At 69.6% G+C, this 22,110-nt stretch carries 22 protein-coding genes; 9 read left to right on the plus strand and 13 right to left on the minus strand.

Annotated features, from left to right (window positions below):
* The first annotated feature begins 106 nt into the window (after window positions 1-106).
* Window positions 107-1,885, plus strand: a complete 1,779-nt coding sequence (locus TSH58p_RS29655; protein WP_109069381.1) for a tetratricopeptide repeat protein — start codon at window positions 107-109, stop codon at window positions 1,883-1,885.
* A 22-nt stretch (window positions 1,886-1,907) separates the two neighbouring features.
* On the opposite strand, the gene TSH58p_RS29660 is transcribed toward TSH58p_RS29655, so the two are convergent.
* The 5 genes from TSH58p_RS29660 to TSH58p_RS29680 form a co-directional block, all read right to left on the minus strand.
* Window positions 1,908-2,633 carry a beta-lactamase hydrolase domain-containing protein gene (locus tag TSH58p_RS29660; protein WP_247873955.1) on the minus strand — a complete coding sequence of 242 codons (726 nt, stop codon included), beginning with the start codon at window positions 2,631-2,633 and terminating at the stop codon, window positions 1,908-1,910.
* Window positions 2,634-2,724: 91 nt separating this feature from the next.
* Window positions 2,725-3,726, minus strand: coding sequence for a hypothetical protein (locus TSH58p_RS29665; protein ID WP_109069383.1), 1,002 nt, complete (start codon window positions 3,724-3,726; stop codon window positions 2,725-2,727).
* A gap of 31 nt (window positions 3,727-3,757) precedes the next feature.
* Window positions 3,758-4,753 (minus strand): hypothetical protein, encoded by a 996-nt coding sequence (locus TSH58p_RS29670; RefSeq protein ID WP_109069384.1) that lies wholly within the window; start codon window positions 4,751-4,753, stop codon window positions 3,758-3,760.
* Window positions 4,754-4,863: 110 nt separating this feature from the next.
* Window positions 4,864-5,703: a 23S rRNA (adenine(2030)-N(6))-methyltransferase RlmJ gene (locus tag TSH58p_RS29675; RefSeq protein WP_109069385.1), complete on the minus strand. Its 840-nt coding sequence runs from the start codon at window positions 5,701-5,703 to the stop codon at window positions 4,864-4,866.
* Between the two features lie 83 nt (window positions 5,704-5,786).
* The gene (locus TSH58p_RS29680; RefSeq protein ID WP_247873956.1) at window positions 5,787-6,431 is read right to left on the minus strand and encodes a transglycosylase SLT domain-containing protein; all 645 of its coding nucleotides are present in this window, start codon (window positions 6,429-6,431) and stop codon (window positions 5,787-5,789) included.
* A gap of 600 nt (window positions 6,432-7,031) precedes the next feature.
* Between TSH58p_RS29680 and TSH58p_RS29685 the strand changes: the two genes are divergently transcribed.
* Window positions 7,032-8,333, plus strand: a complete 1,302-nt coding sequence (locus TSH58p_RS29685) for a tetratricopeptide repeat protein (protein WP_247873957.1) — start codon at window positions 7,032-7,034, stop codon at window positions 8,331-8,333.
* Between the two features lie 30 nt (window positions 8,334-8,363).
* Here TSH58p_RS29685 and TSH58p_RS29690 read toward each other — a convergent pair whose 3' ends face one another.
* A complete protein-coding gene (locus tag TSH58p_RS29690; RefSeq protein WP_109069387.1) occupies window positions 8,364-9,302 on the minus strand; it encodes a LysR family transcriptional regulator in 939 nt (312 codons plus the stop codon).
* A gap of 127 nt (window positions 9,303-9,429) precedes the next feature.
* Here TSH58p_RS29690 and wrbA point away from each other — a divergent pair, with 127 nt between their 5' ends.
* Entirely contained in the window at window positions 9,430-10,032 is a 603-nt protein-coding gene (gene wrbA, locus TSH58p_RS29695; protein WP_109069388.1) for an NAD(P)H:quinone oxidoreductase, read from the plus strand.
* Window positions 10,033-10,097: 65 nt separating this feature from the next.
* Complete coding sequence (locus TSH58p_RS29700; protein WP_109069389.1) at window positions 10,098-11,045, plus strand: glutathione S-transferase family protein; 948 nt, start codon at window positions 10,098-10,100, stop codon at window positions 11,043-11,045.
* 7 nt (window positions 11,046-11,052) lie between these two features.
* Here the strand turns inward: TSH58p_RS29700 and TSH58p_RS29705 are convergent, their stop codons facing one another.
* From TSH58p_RS29705 to TSH58p_RS29715, 3 genes are all read right to left on the minus strand, one after another.
* Window positions 11,053-11,433: a hypothetical protein gene (locus TSH58p_RS29705; protein WP_014198709.1), complete on the minus strand. Its 381-nt coding sequence runs from the start codon at window positions 11,431-11,433 to the stop codon at window positions 11,053-11,055.
* A gap of 98 nt (window positions 11,434-11,531) precedes the next feature.
* A complete protein-coding gene (locus TSH58p_RS29710) occupies window positions 11,532-11,903 on the minus strand; it encodes a response regulator (protein WP_247873958.1) in 372 nt (123 codons plus the stop codon).
* Between the two features lie 75 nt (window positions 11,904-11,978).
* The gene (locus TSH58p_RS29715; RefSeq protein ID WP_109069391.1) at window positions 11,979-12,368 is read right to left on the minus strand and encodes an Hpt domain-containing protein; all 390 of its coding nucleotides are present in this window, start codon (window positions 12,366-12,368) and stop codon (window positions 11,979-11,981) included.
* A 177-nt stretch (window positions 12,369-12,545) separates the two neighbouring features.
* On the opposite strand from TSH58p_RS29715, the gene TSH58p_RS29720 reads away from it, so the two are divergent.
* Window positions 12,546-13,475 carry an NAD(P)/FAD-dependent oxidoreductase gene (locus tag TSH58p_RS29720; RefSeq protein ID WP_109069392.1) on the plus strand — a complete coding sequence of 310 codons (930 nt, stop codon included), beginning with the start codon at window positions 12,546-12,548 and terminating at the stop codon, window positions 13,473-13,475.
* Window positions 13,476-13,799: 324 nt separating this feature from the next.
* The gene (locus tag TSH58p_RS29730; RefSeq protein ID WP_014198714.1) at window positions 13,800-13,991 is read left to right on the plus strand and encodes a hypothetical protein; all 192 of its coding nucleotides are present in this window, start codon (window positions 13,800-13,802) and stop codon (window positions 13,989-13,991) included.
* 234 nt (window positions 13,992-14,225) lie between these two features.
* Here TSH58p_RS29730 and TSH58p_RS29735 read toward each other — a convergent pair whose 3' ends face one another.
* The 4 genes from TSH58p_RS29735 to TSH58p_RS29750 all read right to left on the minus strand — a co-directional run bounded on the left by TSH58p_RS29735 (window position 14,226) and on the right by TSH58p_RS29750 (window position 17,750).
* Window positions 14,226-15,458, minus strand: a complete 1,233-nt coding sequence (locus TSH58p_RS29735; protein WP_109069393.1) for a PHB depolymerase family esterase — start codon at window positions 15,456-15,458, stop codon at window positions 14,226-14,228.
* Between the two features lie 77 nt (window positions 15,459-15,535).
* Window positions 15,536-15,955 (minus strand): CopG family transcriptional regulator, encoded by a 420-nt coding sequence (locus TSH58p_RS29740; RefSeq protein ID WP_109069394.1) that lies wholly within the window; start codon window positions 15,953-15,955, stop codon window positions 15,536-15,538.
* A gap of 516 nt (window positions 15,956-16,471) precedes the next feature.
* A complete protein-coding gene (locus TSH58p_RS29745; RefSeq protein ID WP_109069395.1) occupies window positions 16,472-16,840 on the minus strand; it encodes a chaperone modulator CbpM in 369 nt (122 codons plus the stop codon).
* 1 nt (window position 16,841) lies between these two features.
* On the minus strand, window positions 16,842-17,750 hold the full coding sequence (locus tag TSH58p_RS29750) for a DnaJ C-terminal domain-containing protein (RefSeq protein ID WP_109069396.1): 909 nt from the start codon (window positions 17,748-17,750) through the stop codon (window positions 16,842-16,844).
* Window positions 17,751-17,984: 234 nt separating this feature from the next.
* On the opposite strand from TSH58p_RS29750, the gene TSH58p_RS29755 reads away from it, so the two are divergent.
* From TSH58p_RS29755 to TSH58p_RS29765, 3 genes are all read left to right on the plus strand, one after another.
* Window positions 17,985-18,989, plus strand: coding sequence for a zinc metalloprotease HtpX (locus TSH58p_RS29755; RefSeq protein WP_109069397.1), 1,005 nt, complete (start codon window positions 17,985-17,987; stop codon window positions 18,987-18,989).
* A gap of 156 nt (window positions 18,990-19,145) precedes the next feature.
* Complete coding sequence (locus TSH58p_RS29760) at window positions 19,146-21,134, plus strand: PP2C family protein-serine/threonine phosphatase (RefSeq protein WP_109069398.1); 1,989 nt, start codon at window positions 19,146-19,148, stop codon at window positions 21,132-21,134.
* A gap of 203 nt (window positions 21,135-21,337) precedes the next feature.
* Window positions 21,338-21,928 carry a cytochrome b gene (locus TSH58p_RS29765; RefSeq protein WP_109069399.1) on the plus strand — a complete coding sequence of 197 codons (591 nt, stop codon included), beginning with the start codon at window positions 21,338-21,340 and terminating at the stop codon, window positions 21,926-21,928.
* Window positions 21,929-22,110: the final 182 nt, after the last annotated feature.

A 22,110-nucleotide genomic window follows, 5' to 3' on the forward strand; every position in this document is an offset into this window, starting at 1 on the left:
CGCCCGGGGGCGGCCCGATCCGCGAAGCGTCTTCCCGGATCGCTCCGGTCTCCCGCCCCACGGCGGCGATTGGCGGCAGGGCCGATCCGGTCTATGGTCCCGCCTCATGGAACCTGCTCTCGACGACGCGATCCGCCTGCACAAATCCGGCAACCATGCGGGGGCGGAGCCGCTTTACCGCGCGGTGCTGGAGCGTGAGCCGGCGAATCGCGGTGCGCTGCAGATGCTGGCGATGCTTCTGGTGCAGACCGCACGCCCGGCGGAGGCCGCCGACCATTTCCGGACCATCCTGCGGCTGGAGCCCGGCGGCGTCGCCGGCTACAGCAACCTGGCCGCCGCCCTGCGCCTGGCCGGGCAGGGGGCGGAGGCCATGGCCTGCCTGCACCGGGCGCTGTCCCTCGACCCGGCGCACGCGGCCTCCTGGTTCAACCTCGGCAACGGGTTGAAGCAGCAGGAGAAGGCGGCGGGCGCGCAATGGAGCTACCGGCGGACCCTGGCGCTGGAGCCCGGTCACGCCGGAGCGGCGGGCAACCTGAAGGCGCTGCGGGACCAGTGGGGATCACGGCTGGACGAGGCGGAACGGCGGACCGCCGCGGCGCGCCACCCGGCGGCGGACGCCGAAACCCGCGCCGCGGCGGCGGAGGCGTGGCTGGCGGTCGGGGATGCGGCGGCGGCGGAAGCGATGGCGCGCGCCGCCCTGGAGCGCGATGGTGACCATCCTCGGGCCAACCGGATTCTGGGGCGCCTGCTCCTGGAACGCAGCGGGGCGATGGGGGTGCGGGACGGCAAGCCCTTTGCGGTCGACCGTGCGCTGGTCGAGGAGGCCATCGGCGCCCTGCGCCGGGCTGTCGCCGCCCGCCCGGACGACGACGAGGCCGACTGGCTGCACGTCGCCGCGGTGGCGACGCTGGTGCAGGTGGGCATGGCGTCCGACAGGGTGCTGCGCGATGGGGCGAGGGCCGCCTGGGTCCGCCTGCGGCGCCACCCCAAGGACACGGTCGCGGCCGCCGTCATCGGTTTCCACATCTACCGGCGGGACCGGCTCGCGCTCGCCTCCTGGCTGAGCCGTCGCTTCCGGCGGCGCTTCACCGCGGCGGAGGTCGCGCGGGAGCATGAGTTGGGCCTGTGGGCCATGCTGCGCGCCGACGATGCCTTCTTCCGCGCCCTGCCGCCGGTCGAAGCGGTGCTGGAGGGCATGGCGCCCCTGGAGTGCCGCATCGAGCCGGCGCCCGTCCCGGCCGGGGAACCGGCGGTCTTCTTCTGCTGCGACGACGTCTATTTCCGCCGTTTCGCCCCGGCGCTGCTGGACTCGCTGGCGGAGCGGATGCCGGGCGCCACGGTCGCGGTCCATGTGGTGGCGCCGTCGCCGGAGACGGAGCAGGCCATGGCCCGCTGGCGGACGGATGGACGGCTGAGGATCGGCTTTTCGCTGGACCGGCCGGACATGGCGGGATGGACCGACATCAAGCGCGTCACCTACTACGCGTCCGCCCGCTTCCTCCGCGCCTTGCAGTGGCTGCGCCGGCTGGACCGGCCGCTGATGGTGATCGACACCGACGCCTGGGTCACCGGAGACCTGCAGGCGCTCCGGGCGGACATGGCCGGACACGACGTCGGCCTCATGCTCGACGGTCGTCGTCGCGGTCCGTCGCGGGAAATTCCGGTCGGGTTCGCCGTTTACCAGAACACCCCCGGCGGCGACCGCTTCCTGTCGCTGATCGGCTCCTACATCGGGCATTTCCTGGCGGGGGCGGAGGTCTATTGGATGCTGGACCAGATGGCTCATTACGCGGTGCTCGACTGGCTGAACCGGCATGAGCCGGTCCGGGTGCGCCGCTTCGACTTCCTGACCTTCCCCTATTGCCGCTTCGTCGGGGCGAAGTGACCCGCCCCGCTCACTCCCGCCCTCATTCCCGCCCGAGCACCCGGTCGACCACGGTGTCGGCCCACTCGCGGGAGCGGAAGCTGGCCTTGGCCTCCACCGGGTCGTAGACGCGCTCCACCCAGTCCCAGAAGGCGATCGGGCGCTTCTCGTTGTAGGCGGCGTACAGCTCGAAGAAATAGTCGAGGATGCCGGTCTTGGCCTGCTTGAAGTGGCCGTATTTCCAGTGAAGCTGCTTGGTCGCCCGCTCCAGCGGCACGCCTTCATGGATGAAGAGGTAGAGCGCCGACATGAAGCCGGCGCGGTCCGCCCCCGACTTGCAGTGCAGCAGCGCCGGATACTGCATGGTCGCGAACAGGTCGCGGGCCTTCAGCAGCGTCTCCTTCTTCGGCATGTCGCGGGAGTTGACGGGAAAATCCACCAGCGTCAGGCCGGCCGCCCGGCAGGCCTCGGCCTCCAGGATGTAGGAGGCGCAGTCGCGGCTGCCGCGCAGGTTCAGGATGGTCTTCACGCCTTGGCGCGCCGCCTCCCGGATGTGCGAGGGGGAGGGCTGGCTCGCCCGGTACATGTTTGGGGAGATGCGGTAGGTGTTCGAATAGACCAGCCGGAAGCAGGCGTGATCGATGAACACGCTCTCGACATGCCCGAGCGCCCGCTGCAGCGGGGAGATCATGCGCCCGCGCGCCCGCTTGATCCCGTCGGCCAGCGCGGTGGTCGTGTAACGGCGCAACATCTTCCTGGTGGTGGCCACGCAGCAGTCTCCAAATCGACAAGGCCGCCAAGATAGGCACGCTTCGCGTGGCGTCAAGGCCGCCGCACCGCTGGGCTGTGCGGCGCTTTGGTCATCCGGCCCGCAGGACCCGCCCGTAGATGTCGTACCGCGCGGCCAGCGACAGCACGATCTCCATGTAGAGGTTGATCAGGCCGTTGGCGTAGAAGGCCGGGCAGCCGGTGTAATGGCGCTCGCCCGCCTGCGCGGTCGGCTCGATCAGGTCGGCGTTCAGGACGATCATGCCGCCCGGCGCCTCCGCGTCATAGACGAAGGCGGTCTGGTGCCGGGGCAGGGGATGGATGGCCTGATGGTCGTCGGCCTCGATGTGGCCGGCCCCCATGAACTGGCACAGCATGCCCAGGCTGCCCATGGCGAGCGGCAGCACCTGCTTCAGGCTGCGGCGCGACAGGTCGTCGTACTCGGCCAGGGTCAGGCCGGGCTTCAGCATCGGCGCCGACTCGCACAGGTTCCAGCAGACGTGGAGCGCCGTGTGGCTGCCCGTCTTGGTGATCGACAGCGTGTCGTAGCCGGACGGTGCGTGCAGCACCGACGCCTCCAGCGTGTTGGCGAGGACGAAGCTGGCCGCGGCGAGCGGCGTGATCGCGCCCTCCGCCCGGCAGCGCTCCTCCTCCAGCGTCAGCTTGATGGCCCAGTCCTTGATGATGGCGTCCAGCAGGTGGCACACGCTGTCGCGCAGGAAGCCGATCAGCGTCTCCGCCGGGGCGGCGTCCAGCCCGGCGGCGTCGGCGACGTCCAGCCCGTGCGGCGAGTCCGGCGGGTTGCACAGCAGCAGATGGCCGTCGGCGTCCAACGGCATGCGGTTGGTGATGTGGTCGCGCAGGTCGTTGTAGAGGAAGGCCAGCAGCGTGTTGATCGCGACCTTCTCGTAATCCTCCTTGCGGGTGTCCGCATGGGCCGGGCAATGGCCGGCGAGGCGCTGAAGCTCCTCGGTGAAGAGGTAGTTCGGGTCCTCGGTGATCCGGTGCAGGATCGGCGCGAGGTTGACCCGGGTCATCCCGGCCTCCTCATGCGCGGCGAGATAGGTCAGGGCGAAGTCGTTGGAGCGGGCCATGATGGGGCGTCAATCTCGTGAATGAGGACGGTCAGCGGTCGCGAAGCCGGTCGTAGACGCCGTAGTCCATGGCGATGCTGGCCGCGATGTCGAGATACAGTTTGATGAAGCCGGGCGTGTAGAAGGCCGGGCAGCCGGTGTAGTGCCGCTCCTCGGGCTTGGCGAAGCGGGTGATCGGCTCCGGGTTCAGGCAGATCAGCCCGGCCTCGTCGAGGACGAAGGCCGTCTGGTCCTTGGGCAGCAGATGGATGGCGAGCCCGTCGTGGGGCTCGATCCCCGACGCCTCCATGTAATGGACCAGCATGCCGAGGCTGGCCATCGACAGCGGCACCACCTGCTTCAGGCTGCGCCGGACGAGGTCGTCGTAGGCCGCGGCCTCCTCGCCGGGGAGCAGCAGGGGCGCCGCCTCGACCATCGCCCAGCAGATGTGGATGGCGGTGTGGCTGCCGGTCTTGGTGATCGACAGCATGTCGTAGCCGGCGCGCTGGTAGAGGGGCGAGTCCTCCAGCGTCGTGCGCAGGATGAAGGTGGCGGCGGCGGCGGCGGAGATCTCGCCCGTGCCCTGGGCGCGGTAGTGCTCCTCCTCCGTCAGCAGGTCGGCGGCCCAGCCGGTGATGAGGCCGTCCAGCAGGTGGCAGGTGGCGTCGCGCAGGACCGAGGCCATCACGTCCAGCGGGGCGGCCGCCATCGCGGCACGGTCGGCCGGATCGATGCCGTGCGGGGAACGCGGCGGGATCGGCAGCATCACCTGCCCGCGCTCGTCCAGCGGCAGCTTGGACGCCACATGGTCCCGCAGCCGTTCGAACAGGTAGGCGAGCAGCGTGTTGACCGTCACCTTGTCCGCGTCGTCGGCGTTGGGGGCGGCGTGCATGGGGCACTGGCCGCCGCCGCGCCGCAGATCCTCGCTGAACAGGAAGGCGGGGTCCTTCTGGATGGTCTGGAGGATATGGGCGACCGACACGCGCTCCAGCCCGGCATCGGCGTGGGCCTTGGCGAAGCTGCTGGCGAAATCGTTGGAACGGGACATCGTGGCCTTGCCGGAACGGAGTAATCCCGTTCAGCCTATGGCGAGTGACGGGGCCGTTGCAACGGCAACCTCTGTGACCGGTTGCCGCTTTTCCGTTGAAATTTGCGGTTTTACCCCTCGGGAACCAGCCAATCGACCGTGCAGCCGCCGCCGGTGGAGGGCAGGGCGGCGTGCAGCGCCGGCAGCATGGCGCGCAGCGTGTCGTCCAGCGTCCAGGGCGGGTTGACGATCAGCAGCCCGGACCCGTTCAGCCGCAGATGCGTGTCCTCCGGGTGCCAGGTCAGCTCGACGGTCAGGATCTTGCGGATGCCGGTGTTCTCCACCGCCTCCTGGAAGCGCCAGACGGCCGGGCGTTCCTTGATCGGGTACCACAGGGCGTAGACGCCGGTGGACCAGCGCCTGTGCGCCGCCTTCAGCCCCTCGGCCATGCGGGCGAACTCGTCCGGCTGCTCGAAGGGCGGGTCGATCAGGACGAGACCGCGCTTCTCCCGCGGCGGCAGATGGGCCTTCAGCGTCTGATAGGCGTCGGTCTTGAAGGCCGAGACCTGACGGTCCCCGGCGAATTCCGCCTTCAGGGTCTGCCAGTCGTCCGGGTGCAGTTCGTTGAGGAGCAGCCGGTCCTGCTCGCGCAGCAGCGCCCGCGCCAGCCGCGGCGATCCTGGGTACCAGCGCAGCCGCCCGTCCGGATTCAGCGCGGACACCGCGTCCAGATAGGGGCGGAGCGCCGGATGCGGCGCCGGCTGGCCGAACAGCCGTCCGATTCCGTCCTGGAACTCCAGCGTCTTGCGCGCCGGTTCGGAGTCCAGGTCGTAGCGCCCGATGCCGGCGTGGGCGTCGAGCACGCAGAAGGGCGCCGGCTTGGCGCGCAAATGATCGATGATCAGCGCCAGGACGGCGTGCTTCATCACATCGGCGGGGTTGCCGGCGTGGAAAATGTGACGGTAGTTCATGGAGCAGGGATTTAGCCCATCGGGGCGTTCCGCGCCATCCCCTGAAAAGCCGGGGTCAGCAGACCATCGTCACGCGCCTCAAGTCAGTCGAGGGAGGCGACCTGCTGGGCGTTGCGGAAGGTGCGGCGGGTGCTCGGCGCGATGCTGGCGGGCTCGGACTCGCCGCAACGGGCGGATTCCAGCAGCTTGGCGCTCTTCGGGTCCAGTTCGTTCAGGTGCTGCCAGATCTTGCAGACGTAGTTCTGGGCCTGACGGGTGGAGCCGCCGTTGTAGCGGGCGACGGCGGTCTTCCAGCTTCCCTGCTCGCCATGGAGGCGGAGAAGAAGGCGGCCGGCGTAGTTGACGTTCTCGCGGGGATCGACGATCCGCTCCACCGGCTGGAACTCGCCGCGGTGGGTGCCGAGCGAGATCTGCATGCAGCCGACATAGACGTTCTGGCGAAGCTGGCCGCGCTTGTCGCGGAGATGCCGGGCGGCGTCGTTGGCGTTGCGGGCGTAGACGGGACGGCCTTCCACGCTCATCGCGAAGGGGGTCGGGGCGCCGTCCTGGCCGCTTTCCACCAGGGCGATGGCGACGAGAAGACCGGAGGGGATGTTGAACTTGCGCTCGGCCTCCACGGCGTGGGAGACGCAGCTGCTGTCCTGGGCGGCGGCGGGCTTGGCGAGGAGGACCGGCGAGGCGGCTAATCCCAGTGCAAGAGCGATCCAGCCGCCATACGTGCGTCGCACGCGCTGAGTTCGATCCTGCATATCCTCGGTCCCCTCTTCGTTGCCGGGTTCATCCGGCTTCGTTTTGGCCCCCCGCGCGGGGCCGTCATCACCGGTCACCGAGTCGCTTACGGTGACCGCCTCCTACCCAAAAGTTCAGCGCCCACCATCGGGCGCCGAAGCCACACTTCCAAAAATTTTATACAGCGTCAATCTATTTGCTGCCCGGTAATACCACGCCTTTCGATCGAACGATGTCACAAGGCGGCGGGAAAAACCCACCAGGGGCCTTGGTCTTATCCACCAAGACACTGATTCCGAAGCGCTTTGAAAAACCGAAAGGGGTGGATTGTGCGAACGGCGGATAAATCCGTCCAAACGGCCTAATGCGACGGTCTGAAGCACGATTCGCCATTGAACGACCTCCTTCGGATGCCTCTTGCGCGCGCGTGCAAGCTGGTGCAGGAGTTCGTGTCGTCTCTCGCAATCCGGAGTCTCCCGGAGCGGGGACGGCGACAGCGCATCTCCCATAGCGAAGTGATCGTGGATCGCGATTCGACGGCTCAAGCCGACCGGGAGGGGGCAGGCCCCCTCGTCCAACCCGGAGACGTTCCGGGCATTTTGTTTCAGACCGGCTATGACCGACTCTACGCCGCCGACGCGGCGGGGGCGGCGCGCGCCTTCCGGCTCGCCTGCGCCGCCGACCCGGCGTCGGGCGAGGCCTGGGGCGCCCTGGCCGACAGCACGCGGGATGCGGGCCAGGCCGACGGGGCGCTGGCCGCCTGCGGGCGGGCGGTGGCGCTCGACCCCGGCGTGTGGCCCTGGCGGATCGCCCTGGCCGAAGCGCTGCGCGCCGCCGGCCGGGTCGAGGAGGCGGTGACCACCGGGCAGGTGCTGACGGCGGAACGGCCCGATTCCGCCACGGCCCGGCTCGCTCTCGCCCGCGCCCTGGCGGCGGTGGGCCGGCGCGACGCCGCGCTGGAGGAGTACCGCGAGGCCGTGGCCCTGCGTCCCGGCGACCGCGAGGCGGCTCTGGAACTGGCGGCCCTGCTGGTCGAGGCGGGCGACGCGCTGGGTGCGGTCGAACTGCTGCAGCCCTTATCCCGCCGGGACCCGGAGGATGCGGACCTGCACGCCGCCGTTGGGCGGGCCTGGATCGCGCTGCAGGAGCCGGCGAAGGCCCTGACCGCGCTGCGCCGTGCCCAAGGGCTCGACTCGGAGGGGCGACTCGGCTGCGCGGCGCTGATCGCGGCTCTGGAAGGCGGTGCGGAGGAGGATTTGTCGGCGGCCTATGTGCGCGCCCTGTTCGACCGCTACGCCGACCGCTTCGACCAGGATCTGGTGGGCAAGCTGGGCTATTCCGCGCCGGCCCTGCTGCGCGAGGCGGTGGACCGGCTGGGGCCGGCATCCAAACCCGGGGCGGCGGGATTGCGCATTCTGGACCTCGGTTGCGGCACCGGGCTGGCGGGCGTGGCGTTCCGCCCGCTGGCCGCGCATCTCGCCGGGATCGATCTGGCCCCGCGCATGGTCGAGAAGGCCCGCGCCCGCACTCTTTATGATGAATTGTCGGTCGGCGACGTGGTCGCGGCGGTGGAGGCGGCGCCCGGCGCCTGGGACCTGCTGGTCGCCGCCGATGTGCTGGTCTATCTCGGCAACCTGACCGCCCTGTTCGAGGGCGCCGCCAAGGCCCTGCGCCCGGCGGGCCGCTTCGCCGCGACGGTGGAGCGTCTGGAGGGCGGGGCGGCGGATGGCGGCTACGCGCTCGGCCCGTCGCGGCGCTACGCCCACACCGAAGCCTATCTGCGGGAGACGGCGGCGGCGGCGGGGCTGACGGTGCGGCTGATGGAGCCCTGCTCCCCACGCCGGGAGAAGGGCGTGGGCGTTCCGGGTCTCCTCTTTATAATGGAGAAGCCGGGGGGCTGACGGAAGACGCCGTTCGGGAGGGGGCGTCCGTCACGCCTCCGCCCGGAAGGGCTGCAGGCTGAGCAGGGCGCAGTCCCAATAGGGGCGCGGGCCGAAGCGTTCGGCCAGGAAATCGACGAAGACGCGGACCTTCGGCGACAGGTGCCGGTTCTGCGGGTAGACCGCGAAGACGTTCGATTCCGCCATGTAATAGTCCAGCAGCAGGCACTGGAGCTGCCCCTTGGACAGCGCCTCGCCGCACAGGAAGGTCGGCAGAACGATGATGCCGACGCCGGCGATGGCGGACTCGCGCAGCAGATCGCCGTTGTTGGTGCGCAGCGATCCCGACACGCGGACCGACCGCATGGCGTCGTTGACGCGGAACTGCCACTGCTCGGCGGTCGGGATGTTGGTGTAGATCAGGCAGTTGTGGTTGGACAGCTCATCCGGTGTCTGAGGTGTCCCGTGCTTCTCCAGATAGGCCGGGCTGGCGCAGACCACCTGCCGGTTGGGGGCCAGACGCTTGGCGATCAGCGAGCTGTCGCGCAGCCGGCCGATGCGCACCGCCAGATCGTAGCCCTCGTCGATCAGATCGACGTAGCGGTCGTTCAGGTCCATCTCGATCTCGATGGACGGGTAGCGCTCCAGGAACTCGGCGACCGCCTTGGCCAGATGCAGCAGGCCGAAGGACACCGGCGCGTTGACCTTCAGCCGCCCGCGCGGGGCCGCGTGCAGGTCGGCGACGGCCTGCTCCGCCTCCTCCAGGTCGGCGATGATGCGGGTGCAGCGCTCGTAATAGGCCTGCCCGACCTCGGTCAGGCTGAGCTTGCGCGTGGTGCGGTTCAGCAGCCGCGCGCCCAGCCGGTTCTCCAGCTCCGCGATGCGGCGGGAAACCACGGACTTGGACAGGTTCAGGCGCTCCGCCGCGGTGGTGAAGCTCTTGGTGTCCACGACCTTGATAAAGGCCATCATGTCGTCGAGGCGATCCATGTCATTGTTCTACACCGGGGAACAATGAAGTTCCAGCGCCCTGGATTTGCTGGAGCGCGGCAACGCGCTATCTCTTTGGGACGCCGCAGCCTCCAGCGCGGCCGCAACGACAGAGGGGAGACGAGACATGGCGAAAGTTCTGGTGCTCTACTACAGCAGCTACGGCCACATCTCCACCATGGCGCAGGCAATGGCCGAGGGCGCGCGCTCGGTTCCGGGAACCGATGTGACGGTGAAGCGCGTGCCGGAACTGGTCCCCGAGGAGGTGCGGCAGAAGGCGCACTTCAAGGAAGAGCCGAACATTCCCATCGCCGACCCGAACGAGCTGGCCAACTACGACGCCATCATACTGGGCGTGCCGACGCGCTACGGCAACATGCCGGGCCAGATGAAGAACTTCCTCGACCAGACGGGCGGCCTGTGGGCGAAAGGCGCGCTGGTCGGCAAGGTGGGCGCCGCCTTCTCCTCATCGGCCACCCAGCACGGCGGGCAGGAGAGCACGATCCTCACCACCCACACCGTGCTCCTGCACCTCGGCATGGTGATCGTCGGCCTGCCCTACAGCTTCCAGGGCCAGATGGGCGTGGACGAGGTGATGGGCAACAGCCCCTACGGCGCGAGCACCATCGCGGGCGGCGACGGCTCCCGCCAGCCGAGCGCGGTCGAGCTGGACGGCGCCCGCTACCAGGGGCGGCACGTCGCGGAAATCACCAAGAAGCTGCACGGTTGAGGGTAGGGCGCATCTCTCCCGCCGTCCGGGCGGGAGAGGGCACCGGCACGAGGGGAGTTCAGGGCATGGGCCTGTTGATCGACGGCCGCTGGCACGACCAGTGGTACGACACCAAGAACAGCGGCGGCGCCTTCGTCCGCCCGGAAACCCAGTTCCGCAACTGGGTGCGGGCGGACGGCTCGACCCCGTTCCAGCCGGAGGCCGGGCGCTATCACCTGTTCGTGTCGCTGGCCTGCCCCTGGGCGCACCGCACGCTTATCCTGCGCAAGCTGAAGGGTCTGGAGGACGTCATCGGCGTCACCGTGGTCGATCCCCTGATGCGGGAGGAGGGCTGGACCTTCCCCGAACCCGATCCGGTCACCGGCTCCACCCGCCTGCACGAGGTCTACACCAAGGCCGATCCCACCTACTCCGGGCGCGTCACCGTTCCGGTGCTGTGGGACAAGGCGACCGGGACCATCGTCAGCAACGAGTCCGCGGAGATCGTCCGCATGCTGAACCGGGAATTCGACGCCTTTGGCGACGCCTCGCTGGATTTCTACCCGGCGGAACTGGCGGAGGAGATCGACCGGCTCAACGCCTTCGTCTACGACCGCGTCAACAACGGCGTCTACAAGGCCGGCTTCGCGACCAGCCAGGAGAAGTACGAGCAGGCGTTCGACGCCCTCTTCGCGGCGCTGGACGAGCTGGACGAGCGGCTGGCCGGGCGGCGCTACCTGCTGGGGAGCCGGCAGACCGAGGCCGACTGGCGCCTGTTCACCACGCTGGTGCGGTTCGACGCCGTCTATGTCGGCCACTTCAAATGCAACCTGCGCCGCATCGCCGACTATCCCAACCTGTCCGGCTACCTGCGCGACCTCTATCAGGTGCCCGGCGTGGCGGAGACCGTCGATTTCCACCACATCAAGCGGCACTACTACGCCAGCCACACCATGATCAACCCGACCGGCGTCGTGCCGAAGGGCCCGGCGCTGGATCTCGACGCGCCGCATGGGCGGGACGCGGTGGGGTAAGCGGACGTCAGGGCTTGTAGCAGCGGGCCATGTCCTGGTTCTGCCCGATCATCTCGCACTGGAAGCTGTTGGAGAATTTGAAGCGGAACGGCCCGGTCTTGCGCACGCTGACCAGGGTCTGTCCGCCGGGGTTCTTGAAGGCCACCCAGGCGGAGGAATCGAAATGGGTGGTGATCCCGTTGCTCAGCCGCACGCGGCCCTGGTTGTCCTTGATGACCTGCACGCCGGTGTTGAAGGCCATGACGCCGTTCGGAGTCTCGGACGCCACGGCGAGGCCGTTCGTGCAGTTCACCCCTTCCGGCTGAACCGCGACGCACTCATAGGGGCGCGGCTGCGACGCGGTGAGCACCATGGCGTAGATCGCCACTTCCAGAACGTTCATGGGCATGCGGAATCTCCCGGCAATCCGCACAAGGGTGCAGCGATGCACCGTGTACAGAATAATTCCGCCGTGGTTACGAAAAGTATAATGTCGCGGTCAAGGTTCTACCCTTTCGCGGCCAGCGCTTTTTCCAGTTTCTCGCGCAGGCCGAACGGGGTCAGCGGCTTCACCAGATAGCCGGTCGCCCCGGACCGCAGGGCCGACAGGACGACGTCCGACCCGTCGTGCTTGGTCAGCATGATGACCGGCGCCCGCCCGTCCAGGGCGTCCAGAAAGGCCAAGCCGCCCATCGGCGCCATGTCCACGTCGCAGAAGATCGCGTCGAAATCGACGCGGTTGCAGCGGGCCAGCGCCTCCGCCCCGTCGGCGGCCTCGATCACCGTGCCGACGCCCAGTTGCTTCAGCAGCCGCACCGAAACGCTGCGGGTCACCACCTCGTCCTCAACGACCAGCACCGCGCAGGAATTGAACGACACGGCCACCCTCGCGCTTCGTCCTGTGGGTTACCCAATGTGGGTTGCATCCGCATGATATATCAGCGCGAAAGAAACTCAAATGCGTGCGATCAGAATTTTCACGTCGGCCAGGGCGCGGTCGAGGGCGGCAGCGTCCCGGTGCGCCACCGCCGCATCGCCGCGCAGGGCCGCCTCTTCCACCGAACCGAAGAGGTCGGCGACCCGACCGGCCCCGGCGGTGCGGGCGGCGCCGGCCGCCGAATGGGCGGCGAGCCGGGCGCCGTCCAGGTCGCCGGCGGCCAGCCGCTCCTTCAGGGCGAGGGACAACGCGTCGGCGTTTTCCACGAACAGGGCGTAGAGCATGGTGACGGTGGGACCGGGTCCGCCGAAGTTGCGCAACATCGGCTCCATGTCGAGGATGTCCCGATCGCACGGAACCGCGGTGGCGGGAGGCGTGTCGGACAGGGTGGGCGGTGGCTGGGGCACGGCTGCGGCTCCCGGCAGGACACGGTATGGCCGCACAGTGCGTGTGGAAATACCACTTGGTCAAGCCGGGGCGGGCGCGGCGAATGGACGCTTCCGCGCTGCAGCATGCGGGCACGGAACCGGTGGGCGCGCCGTCTGTTCCCCAACGTCGTCAATGATCACCGGATTGCCCGAACGATGACCGCCGCGCCCGAGGACCAGCGTCTGGACGCTCTGATCGTCGGTGGCGGCCCTGCCGGGCTGACCGCGGCGATCTATCTGGCGCGCTACCGCCGCCGCTTCCTGGTGGTGGATTCCGGGGCCAGCCGGGCCTCCTGGATTCCGCTGTCCCACAACCACGCGGGGTTTCCGGACGGGGTGACGGGCGACGAGCTGCTGTCCCGCATGCGCGCCCAGGCGGAGCGCTATGGCGCCCGGATCGTGCCGGGAACGGTGACGTCGGTGGAGCGGGGCGAGGATGGCTACCATGCGCGGACGGAGGACGGTCGGGTGTTCCGCGCCCGCACCGTGCTGGCCGCGACCGGCGTGATCGACCAGGAACCGCAGCTGCCCAATCTCTACCAGGCGGTGCAGCGGGGGTTGGTCCGCCATTGTCCGATCTGCGACGGGTTCGAGGTGACCGGCCACCGCATCGGCGTCATCGGCCACGGCACCGGAGCTTTGGGGGAGGCGCTGTTCCTGCGCACCTATTCCCGCGACATCACCGTCCTGACGCTGGGCGAGCCGATGAATCTGGAGGAGGCGGAGGAGCGCCGCATGGCCGAAGCCGGCCTCCGCGCCGTCGAGGAGCCGGTGGTGGAAATCCACACCGAAGGCGGGCGGATCGCCGCCCTGACCACCGCGTCCGGCGAGCGCCTGACCTTCGACACGCTGTATTCCGCCCTGGGCTGCCACCCGCGCATCGAGACGGTGAAGGGGCTGGGCGTGCGCATCGGGCCGAGCGGGCGGCTGGTCGCGGACGGGCACCAGCAGACGGGGATTGAGGGGCTCTACGCTGCCGGCGACATCGTGGAGGGCTTGAACCAGATCTCGGTCGCCATGGGGCAGGCCGCGATTGCCGCCACCGCCATCCACCGCCGACTCCTGGCGGAGGACGGGGACCTCTGAGGGGTGATGCGTCCCCGTCCGGCGGCCGGCACCGCCGGGCAAAATGTCGCATTTGACATTAATGAGTGGTAATACCAAACCAATGGCTTGCGCTATGCTCTTGGTTTGGTGGGTGTTCCAGGAAAGGCATAAAGGGTTATGCCTTTTGGGCTCGGCCGGACGTTTACACCTGATTAAGAATTTGGGCCTTAGGACTCTCGCCATTGCGAAAGGCGGTCCGTGCGGCGGGGTGTGGCCCGGTGCACAGCGGGACGAGCGAAACGGCGGCATGATGACGCCATCGATCAAACCGGCCAGCCTGCCAGAACGAACGGAACCTGCTTCATGGCCCAATCCGTGACCCGTGCGCTTCAAGCCATCAAACGCCACAACGCCAAGCCGGAGCAGATCGACCACGCCATCCTCAGCGCCATCAACGTGACGCTGTGCATGCAGTCCGGCGGCAACGACCGGGTCGCGGAAGGCTTCAACCAGGACATCGCGCTGAGCGGACGGGCCTTCGGCGTCCGGAGCTGACCTGGATCCGGTTTCCACAATGCGCCGGACCTGCTTCCGACACGCCCACAATCAGTTCGACCCTGTTCAGGTTTTCGCCCTGCGCGCCGACGCCTGATACCAAATTCCGAGGAGGTGGCCTCATCGGAACCTGGCATCAGACCTCCCCAGCATCAGATTTCCCCATGTCGCCGTCGATTTAGGGGCACGCCGGTGAAGAGGCGGGGCGCCGTTGAAGCCCTTTGCCGGTGGCGGTTACGGCGCGGATGGCCGCTGCCGCGGGTTCGCGAGGAAGAAGCGCAGCATCTCCCGTGAGGCGTCCGGCCCGCGCGGGTCGGTGTAGGAACCGGCCTGACTGCCTCCTGCCCAGGCGTGCCCTGCGCCTCGGATCGTCCACTGCTCGCACAGCACATGACCGGAGGCATCGGTGTGGACGTGGCGGCTGTAGCCATGCCCGCCCGGCACCTGGCCCTGTTCCACCGCAGCCCGCGGTCCCGCCGCCCCCATCTTGGATTGCGCGGCGATGTCGTCGCCGTTGCGTGGGTGAACGGTGGTGTCGCGGTCGCCGTGAAAGACGATCGTCGGCACGGCGGGGCCGGATTGCGGTTCCACCGGCCCGCCGCCCTGGCGCATGGCGACGAATGCGGAGGGAACGTCGGAGGCTGCGCCTCGGGGAAGGCCGGAATGCACCCCGACGGCGGCGTAGAGGTCGGGATACGCGGCCCCCATGATGGCCGCCGCCGCCCCGCCGGCCGAGAGGCCGGCGACGAAGACGCGGTCCGCGTCGACGGCGTGGTCGCGCATGACCTGCCGGGTGATTCCCGCGATCAGCGAGGGCTCTCCGTCGCCGCGCCGCTGGTCGGCCGGGTTGAACCAGTTCCAGCACTTCTGGGCGTTGGCCGAGGAAGGCTGCGCCGGGTAGATGACCAGACAGCCATGCTCCTCCGCCAAGAGGTTCATGCGGGTGCCGGCGGCGAAATCATCGGGCGACTGGGTGCAGCCGTGCAGCATGACCACCAGGGGACGTGGCTGGCCGTCACGGTGGTTGGCGGGAACATAGAGCTTGTAGGAGCGCGTGCCGGCCTTGTTCGTGAAGGATCCCGTCGTGAACGCGGCGCCGTCCGGCAGCGGGTCGGCGGCGGGACGGACGATGCCGTTCGCCCCGAAACCGACGCCTGCCGGCATGGCCCTGGTGGCAAGGCCGCGCAGGGTCTCGCCCAGGCCCGCCCGCGGTCCGGGATGGAAGCGGCCGGCAAACGCGCCGGCGGGCCTGGAGGCCGAGGTGTGGTGCGGCGGCGCCGGGTCCGGCGCGTCCGATGCGGCGTTCACCGTGACCGGCTCGACATCGATGATGGTCGGGGTGTCGCCGGGCGGCACCGGCGCGGCACCCCGCAACAGGCGTTGGATGTGAGCGGTCGCCCCGGTGAGGTCGCCGGCCTGGGTCAGGCGCAGCGCCTCGGCCATTCCGGCGGGGACACGGTTGTTCATGTCAGGAGCTTTCTGGGCTCGGACAAGGCATGCGGAAAAGCCCGGTCCGTCGTCTTTCAGGAATGCGGCCCGCGCCCTTAGATCATGCGGTCCGCGAGAGCCGCCTTGACGGCGCTGCTGGCGTGCAGCGCCCCCAACACGGCGACCGACGCGATGGTGGCGCGGGCGAGTTCGGGGGTGACGTCCCGGGCAATGGTGGCCAGCCCGAGGACACGGATGTGGAGCATCCGTCCGGCCTCCCGCGCCGCTTCGAGGTCGTCGCGGGTGTAGTGGCGCAGGCCGAGATCGACGCTCTTGCGCGTCACGGCCTGCCGCAAGGCGTCTCCATGGCGGTCGATCTGGTTGCGGATGGCGGTGCGGATGAGGTCCGTGCGATTCGCATAGAAACCTTCCTGCACCAGGAGATCGATGTGACCGAGGTCGATGTAGCCGAGGTTGATCGTGATCTTTTCGCTGTCGCCGGACTTCGGCTTCGGTTCGAGTGCGTTGGTCGACATCCCTGTGCCATCCTTCTACCATCCAGTGAGATGGTAAATGGGGGCGGCGGCGAACCGATCAAGGGGACATGACGTCCTGCGGAATGGCGCCGTGGGCAATGGCTTAGTGGGGACGAGGCCGTTCAAAGGCCGAATGGCCGGTCGGCCCGGCAACATCCATGGGGATGCCGGTGGGATGGCGCTCCGCTTGGGTACGGTTTTTCCGAACGCGCTGTGATGATTTGCGACGGTGAGGATGGCCGCCGCACCGCAATGCGGTCCTGTGCCACCCGTTCAGGCGGCGCAGGGTAGAGCCCGAGGCGCGTCCATCCGCGGCCATCGGCTCGCACCATTGGACGCCTTCGCGCACGACGAAGCGGAGCGTCTGGATCGCCTCCGCAGTCGGCATCGGTGGGCGCCCCGGGTGGACGCTCCGGACCGGAGTTTCCGTTTCCATGCCAAAAAAAGCGCAGGAACCGCCCTGCGCTTACCTGATCACGCGCGCAGCCGTCCTCGGAGAGTTCTGGACGCCGGGCTTCAGTCGTCCTTCTCCCCCCGCTTCCGCAGCTCGTCCTGCAGGAGATAGCGGGCTTCCGGCGGCAGGTCGCCGATGGCTTCCGCCAGCACGCGCAGGCGCCGCCGCAGACCGTAGACGGTGTCCAGCAGCGACAGCACGACCGGCATCGCCTCGTCGTCGAGCGCCAGATCCTCCCGCAGGTCGCAGATCAGCTCCAGCCTCGCCATGTCGGCCGCGCTGAAGACGAAACTGGTCCCCTCGTGCCGCGGCCTCAGCCAGTGCCGCTCCACCCACACCGTCAGTTGAGCGGAGGAGACGCGCCGGCAGGTGGCCAGAACCTCCTCGGTCCGCCACCCCGCGCCGTCCTGTTCCCATTGGTCGTGGCCCATCTCACGCGGCCTCCATGTCCCGCCTCGGGTTGTGGTCGGGCTTCCAATCCCGGACGAACGCCTCCAGTGCCGGGTCGGGCGCGTCGGGCAGGGCGATGCGCAGGGTCACATACTGATCGCCGCGCGCCCCGTTCGCTCCGGGAAGGCCCTTGCCCTTCAACCGCAGCCGCGTCCCGTTGTTCGCTCCCTTCGGAACGGTCAGCATCACCGGCCCGTCGATGGTCGGGACGCGCACCTTGCCGCCCAGCACCGCCTCGCCCAGGGTCACCGGCAGGTCGAGCTGGATGTCGTTGCCGTCGCGGCGGAACCAGGGATGGGGGGTGACCTTGACCGTCACCAGCGCGTCGCCGGGCGGACCGCCGTTGCTGCCGGGCAGGCCCTGGCCCTTCAGACGGATGGTGCCGCCATCCTCCAGCCCGGCGGGCAGGTCGATGTCCAGCGTCTTCCCGTCCGGCATGGTGACGCGGCGCTTGCCGCCCTTGGCCGCCGCCAGGAAGTCGACCGTCAGCGCCATGCTGAGGTTGCCGCCCTTCATCGGCATGGCGCCGCCGCGGGCGAAGCCGCGCCCGCCGAACAGGTCGGAGAAGATGTGTTCCAGATCGTCCGACGCGAAGCCCTCGGCGTGGGCGTAACGGGCGCCCGCCGGGCCTTCCGCGAAGTCGCGGTAATACTGGCGCTGCGGCTGTTCCTGGCCGGAAGCGTCGATCTCCCCGCGGTCGAAGCGGGCGCGCTTGTCGTGATCGGACAGCAGGCTGTAGGCGGCGCTGATGTCCTTGAAGCGCTGCTCGGCTTCCGCCTTGCCGGGATTGAGGTCGGGGTGGTGCTTCTTGGCCAGCTTGCGGTAGGCCTTGCGGATCTCGTCGTCCGACGCGGAGGGTGAAACGCCCAGAATCTCGTAAGGATTGCTCATGGCGATGACCGTAATTGGAAAACGGGGGTCAGCGGCAAAAGGGTGAGCACGTTCGACGTGTATGTGTTCAACGCGTCCCCGCAAATCAAGAGGGGTGCCCTTCCGGCTGGTGCACGCCGCCTGTGCTTGCGGCCGGGATGACGACGGGGCGGAGCGCGCCAATATCAGGCGGGCCGGACTTGCATCCGGTCGAGTGGTCCCGAAAAGGAGATGGTGAGGGAGGAAGCCCCCGTCATGCCGCACATGCACCGGTCCTTCATGCCTACCGATCAGGCGGTCGCCGACCTGCGGCGCCGCCACAAGGTTTCGAACGTGCTGCAATCCCTCCTCCTGCTCGGCGGCATGGTGCTGCTGCTGGCGCTGTGCGGGATGATCCTGGCGGGGGTGGAGGGGGTGCTGTGGGCGCTGCTCGGCGGAGCCGTCAGCCTGCTGTTCAGCCCGCGCCTGTCGCCGCGCATGGTGCTCGGCATGTTCGGCGCTCGCCGCCTGACCTATGCGGAGGCCCCGGTCCTGTTCGACGCGCTGGCCGCCATCGCCCGCCGGGCGGAACTGCCAGCGGTTCCGGAGCTGTGGTACGTCGCCAGCCCGGCGCTGAACGCCTTCGCGGTGGGCAGCCGCCGCCAGTCGGCCATCGCGGTCACCGACGGGCTGCTCCGCGCGCTCAGCCTGCGCGAACTGGCCGGCGTGCTGGCCCACGAGGTCAGCCATGTGCGCAACAACGACCTGACCGTGATGGGGCTGGCCGACACGGTGACCAGCCTGACCCGGCTGATGTCGGTCTTCGGCATGGCCCTGCTGATTCTCAACCTGCCCCTGCTGATGATGCGGCACGAGGCGGTTCCCTGGCTGCTGGTGCTGCTGCTTATCGCCGCACCCTGGATCGGCGTGCTTCTGCAACTCGCCCTGTCGCGCACGCGGGAATTCGACGCCGACCTCGACGCCGCCCATCTGACCGGCGACCCGGAGGGCGTGGCCTCGGCGCTCGCCCGGATCGAGCGGCTTCAGCATGGCCCGTGGGAGGGACTGCGCTTTCCCGGCCGCCGCCGTGCGCAGAACATACCATCCCTGCTGCGCACCCACCCGGACACGGAGGAGCGTGTGCGCCGCCTGATGGCGCTGCGCACCCCGCCGCCGGTCATGCCGGGGCTCGACGCCCGTTCCCTGCACGCCCCGCCGCACCTCGCCATGCCGGCGGCGTTGCGGCGCCCGCGCTACCGGATCGGCGGCTACTGGTACTGATGGTTACAGGGCCGGCGTCCGCCTCTCCTGGACTTGCGCTGCCCGGCTGGGTAGAACCGACGGGCGCGGTCGGGCAATTTCCCCAAAATCCAGGCATGTTCCGGGACAGGGAAGCGCCCGCAGCGGTCGGTTGGCTACAGAAGGCGGGTCCCCTCCATGACCTTTCAAGGGCGTTTGATCCTCCTGATCTCCGGTCTGGTGACGCTGGCGGTGGCGCTGGTCACGGTGCTGCTGGCCTGGACGACCCACTCGGCGATCCAGTCGCGGGTGGAAGCGGACGGCCGCAGTGCGGCGACCCTGCTGGCCCGCAACGCCTCGCTGGCGCGCGAGGTCCCGCGCGACGTCGAGGCGCTGCTCGGCGACCGGTTGCTGTCGGAGGCGACGCTCGCCGCCCACCTCGTCGCGGTGATGGAGGCGGGCAAGGCGCCGGCCAAGGCGGTGACCGACCGGCTGAAGGCCGTCGCGGACGGTGGCGGACCGGACGAGATTTGGGTCACCGACAACCGGGGCCGCGCCTATCTGCACAACATTCCCGGCCCCGACATCACCTTCGGCCCCGACGCCCGGGCGCAGCCGCGCCAGGCGCCCTATTACGGCCTGCTGAACCGCGCGCCGGAGAAGGTGGTGACCGACGCCGCCACCGAAGGCGGCAAGCTGATGAAGTTCGCCGGCGTGGCCGGCGTCGACAAGCCGCGCATCGTCCAGGTCGGCGCCGACGTGCGCCGGCTCGCCGACGTCGCCCGCAAGGCCGGGGTGGACGGCGTGATGGCCTCCCTGCTGGCCGGCGGCACGGTGGAGGGGGCGTGGCTGCTGGAGCGCGACGGGCGTCTCGCCGCGCACGCCACCAGCCCCAGCGCCGGGCCGCTGTCGGAGCGGGCGGTGGAGGCGGCGAAGGCCGCCGCGGCGGCCGGCGAGACCGGCCTTCTGCGCGAGGGCGACCGCCTGACCGCCTTCGCCCCGGTGCCGGCGATGGCCGGGCAGGGGGCGGCCGGGCTGGGAGCCGGGATCGCGGTGGTCCGCCTGCCGGCCGAGGACCTGTCCTCGGTGGTCGGCCGCCATGTGAAGATCGGCGTGCTGGTCGGGCTGCTCGTCCTGGCGGCGGGCGTCTACGGCGCCGTCCGCTTCGCGCGCAGCCAGATGGCCCCGATCGAGCGGCTGGGCGAGGCCGTCGCCGCGGTGGAGGCCGGGCGCTTCAACCCCTTCACCCTGAACGAGGCGATGGAGCGCAACGACGAGATGGGCCGCCTCGCCCGCGTCTTCCGCAGCATGGCGCTGGAGGCGTCCTACCGCGAGGAGACGCTGGACGCCCAGCTTCTGATGCGCACGGCCGAGTTGGAGACCCGCACCGAGAAGCTGGCCGCCGCCGAACACCTGATCGAGGAGGAGCAGCGCGCCGCCCGCGACGTGCAGGCGAACCTGCTGCCGCAGCAGCTTCCCGCCGGGCGCGACAGCCAGTTCTTCGGCCTGCTGGTCCCCGGCCCGGCGGTCAGCGGCGACTTCTACGACGTGATCGAGGTGGACGAGCGCCAGTGCCTGCTGGTCGTGGCCGGCGTGTCCGGCTGGGGCGTGCCGGCGGCCTTCCTGATGCTGCTGGTGCGCGGCGCAATCCGCGAGGCGGCGGCCCGGCCCGGCATGACCCCCGCGGCCATCCTGGCGGCGGCGAACGACCGGCTGTGCGGGCAGAGCCCCTTCGACGGCTTCGCCACCGCCTTCGTCGCCCTCTACGACCGGGAGACCGGGACGCTCAGCCACTCCAGCGCCGGCAACCGTGCGCCCTGCCGCATCCGGGCGGACGGCAGCGTCCTGACCCTGGCCGACGCCGGCGGCCCGGCGCTGGGTGTGCGCAAGGGCATCCCCTACGGCGAGGCGGTGACCCGGCTGGAGCAGGAGGACACGCTGTTCCTGTGCACCGAGGGCGTGCTGCGGGCGGTGAACGCCCAGCGCGAGCCCTTCGGGGAGGAGCGTCTGGCCGCCGTCCTGCACCAGGGCCGCGGCCTGTCGGCGCGCGACCGCTCCGAACTGCTGCTGCGCGCGGTGGAGGCCCATGTCGGGCCGGGCGGGCAGACCGGCGACATCGTGTGCCTGACCGTCCGGCGCCTGCTGCCCGCCGCCGAACTGGCGCCGGAGTCCGAAGCGGCGGTGTAACGCCGTCCGGCGACGGCCGGCATCGCGAAAGTCTCCTCTGATCGGGGTGATCCGGCTGGCGCGCCGGGTCACCCGTGCGACCACGGCGCGGAGCCGTGTGGCACCCCCATCTCAGGTCCGGGTTCCGCCGTTCAGCTTCGGTTCAGTCGCACCCGGACAGGATCGGCAGGACTTGCCTGTTTCTGCCGATGAGGGGACCACCGATGTCCAACGTTTACTCCGAGACGGCCGCCCGGCCGCCCGTCAAGACCCGCCCCGCCAAGACTCGCTACGACAGGGTGATGCTGTTCCTGCACTGGAGCGTCGCCCTGCTGATCCTGGTGGCCTTCGCCATCGCCCAGGGGCGCGGGCTGGTGCCCCGCGGGCCGGAGCGGACCGCCCTGATGGATCTCCACCGGTCGCTCGGCGTCCTCGTGCTGGCCCTGGTGGCGCTGCGCATGGTCTGGCGCGCCGTCAGCCCGCCGCCGCCGATGCCCGCCGACACCGCCCCGTTGCTTCTGCTGGCCGCCAAGGCCGGGCATCTGGCGCTCTACGCCCTGATGATCGCCGTGCCGCTGGCCGGCGTGCTGATGACCCAGGCCAACGGCCATCCCGTCTCCGTCTTCGGCCTGTTCACGCTGCCCGCGCTGGTCGGCGAGGACAAGGCGTTCGGCCACACGCTGGAGGAGGCCCACGAGTTCCTCGGCACCGCCATCATCGTGCTGGCCGGGCTGCACGCGGCGGCCGCCCTGGTCCACCAGTATGTGCTGAAGGACGGGACGCTGAACCGGATGCTGCCCTGGGGAAACCGCTGAACGGAAAAGGGCGGGCGGCGCTGGCACCGGAGTGCCGGTGGGCGCCGCCCGCCGAGTGGCGAGGTCCTGCCTCCTCCATGGGAAAGACCCATGCTCGGGTCCCCCATGGTCTGATGAACCCGCCCAAGCGGCATCTCTTCCCGACGCAATGGCGGTACCGCCCCCCGCTTTGACGCACCGCC

Origin of the sequence: Azospirillum sp. TSH58, from assembly GCF_003119115.1 — a bacterium.
Lineage (GTDB): Bacteria > Pseudomonadota > Alphaproteobacteria > Azospirillales > Azospirillaceae > Azospirillum.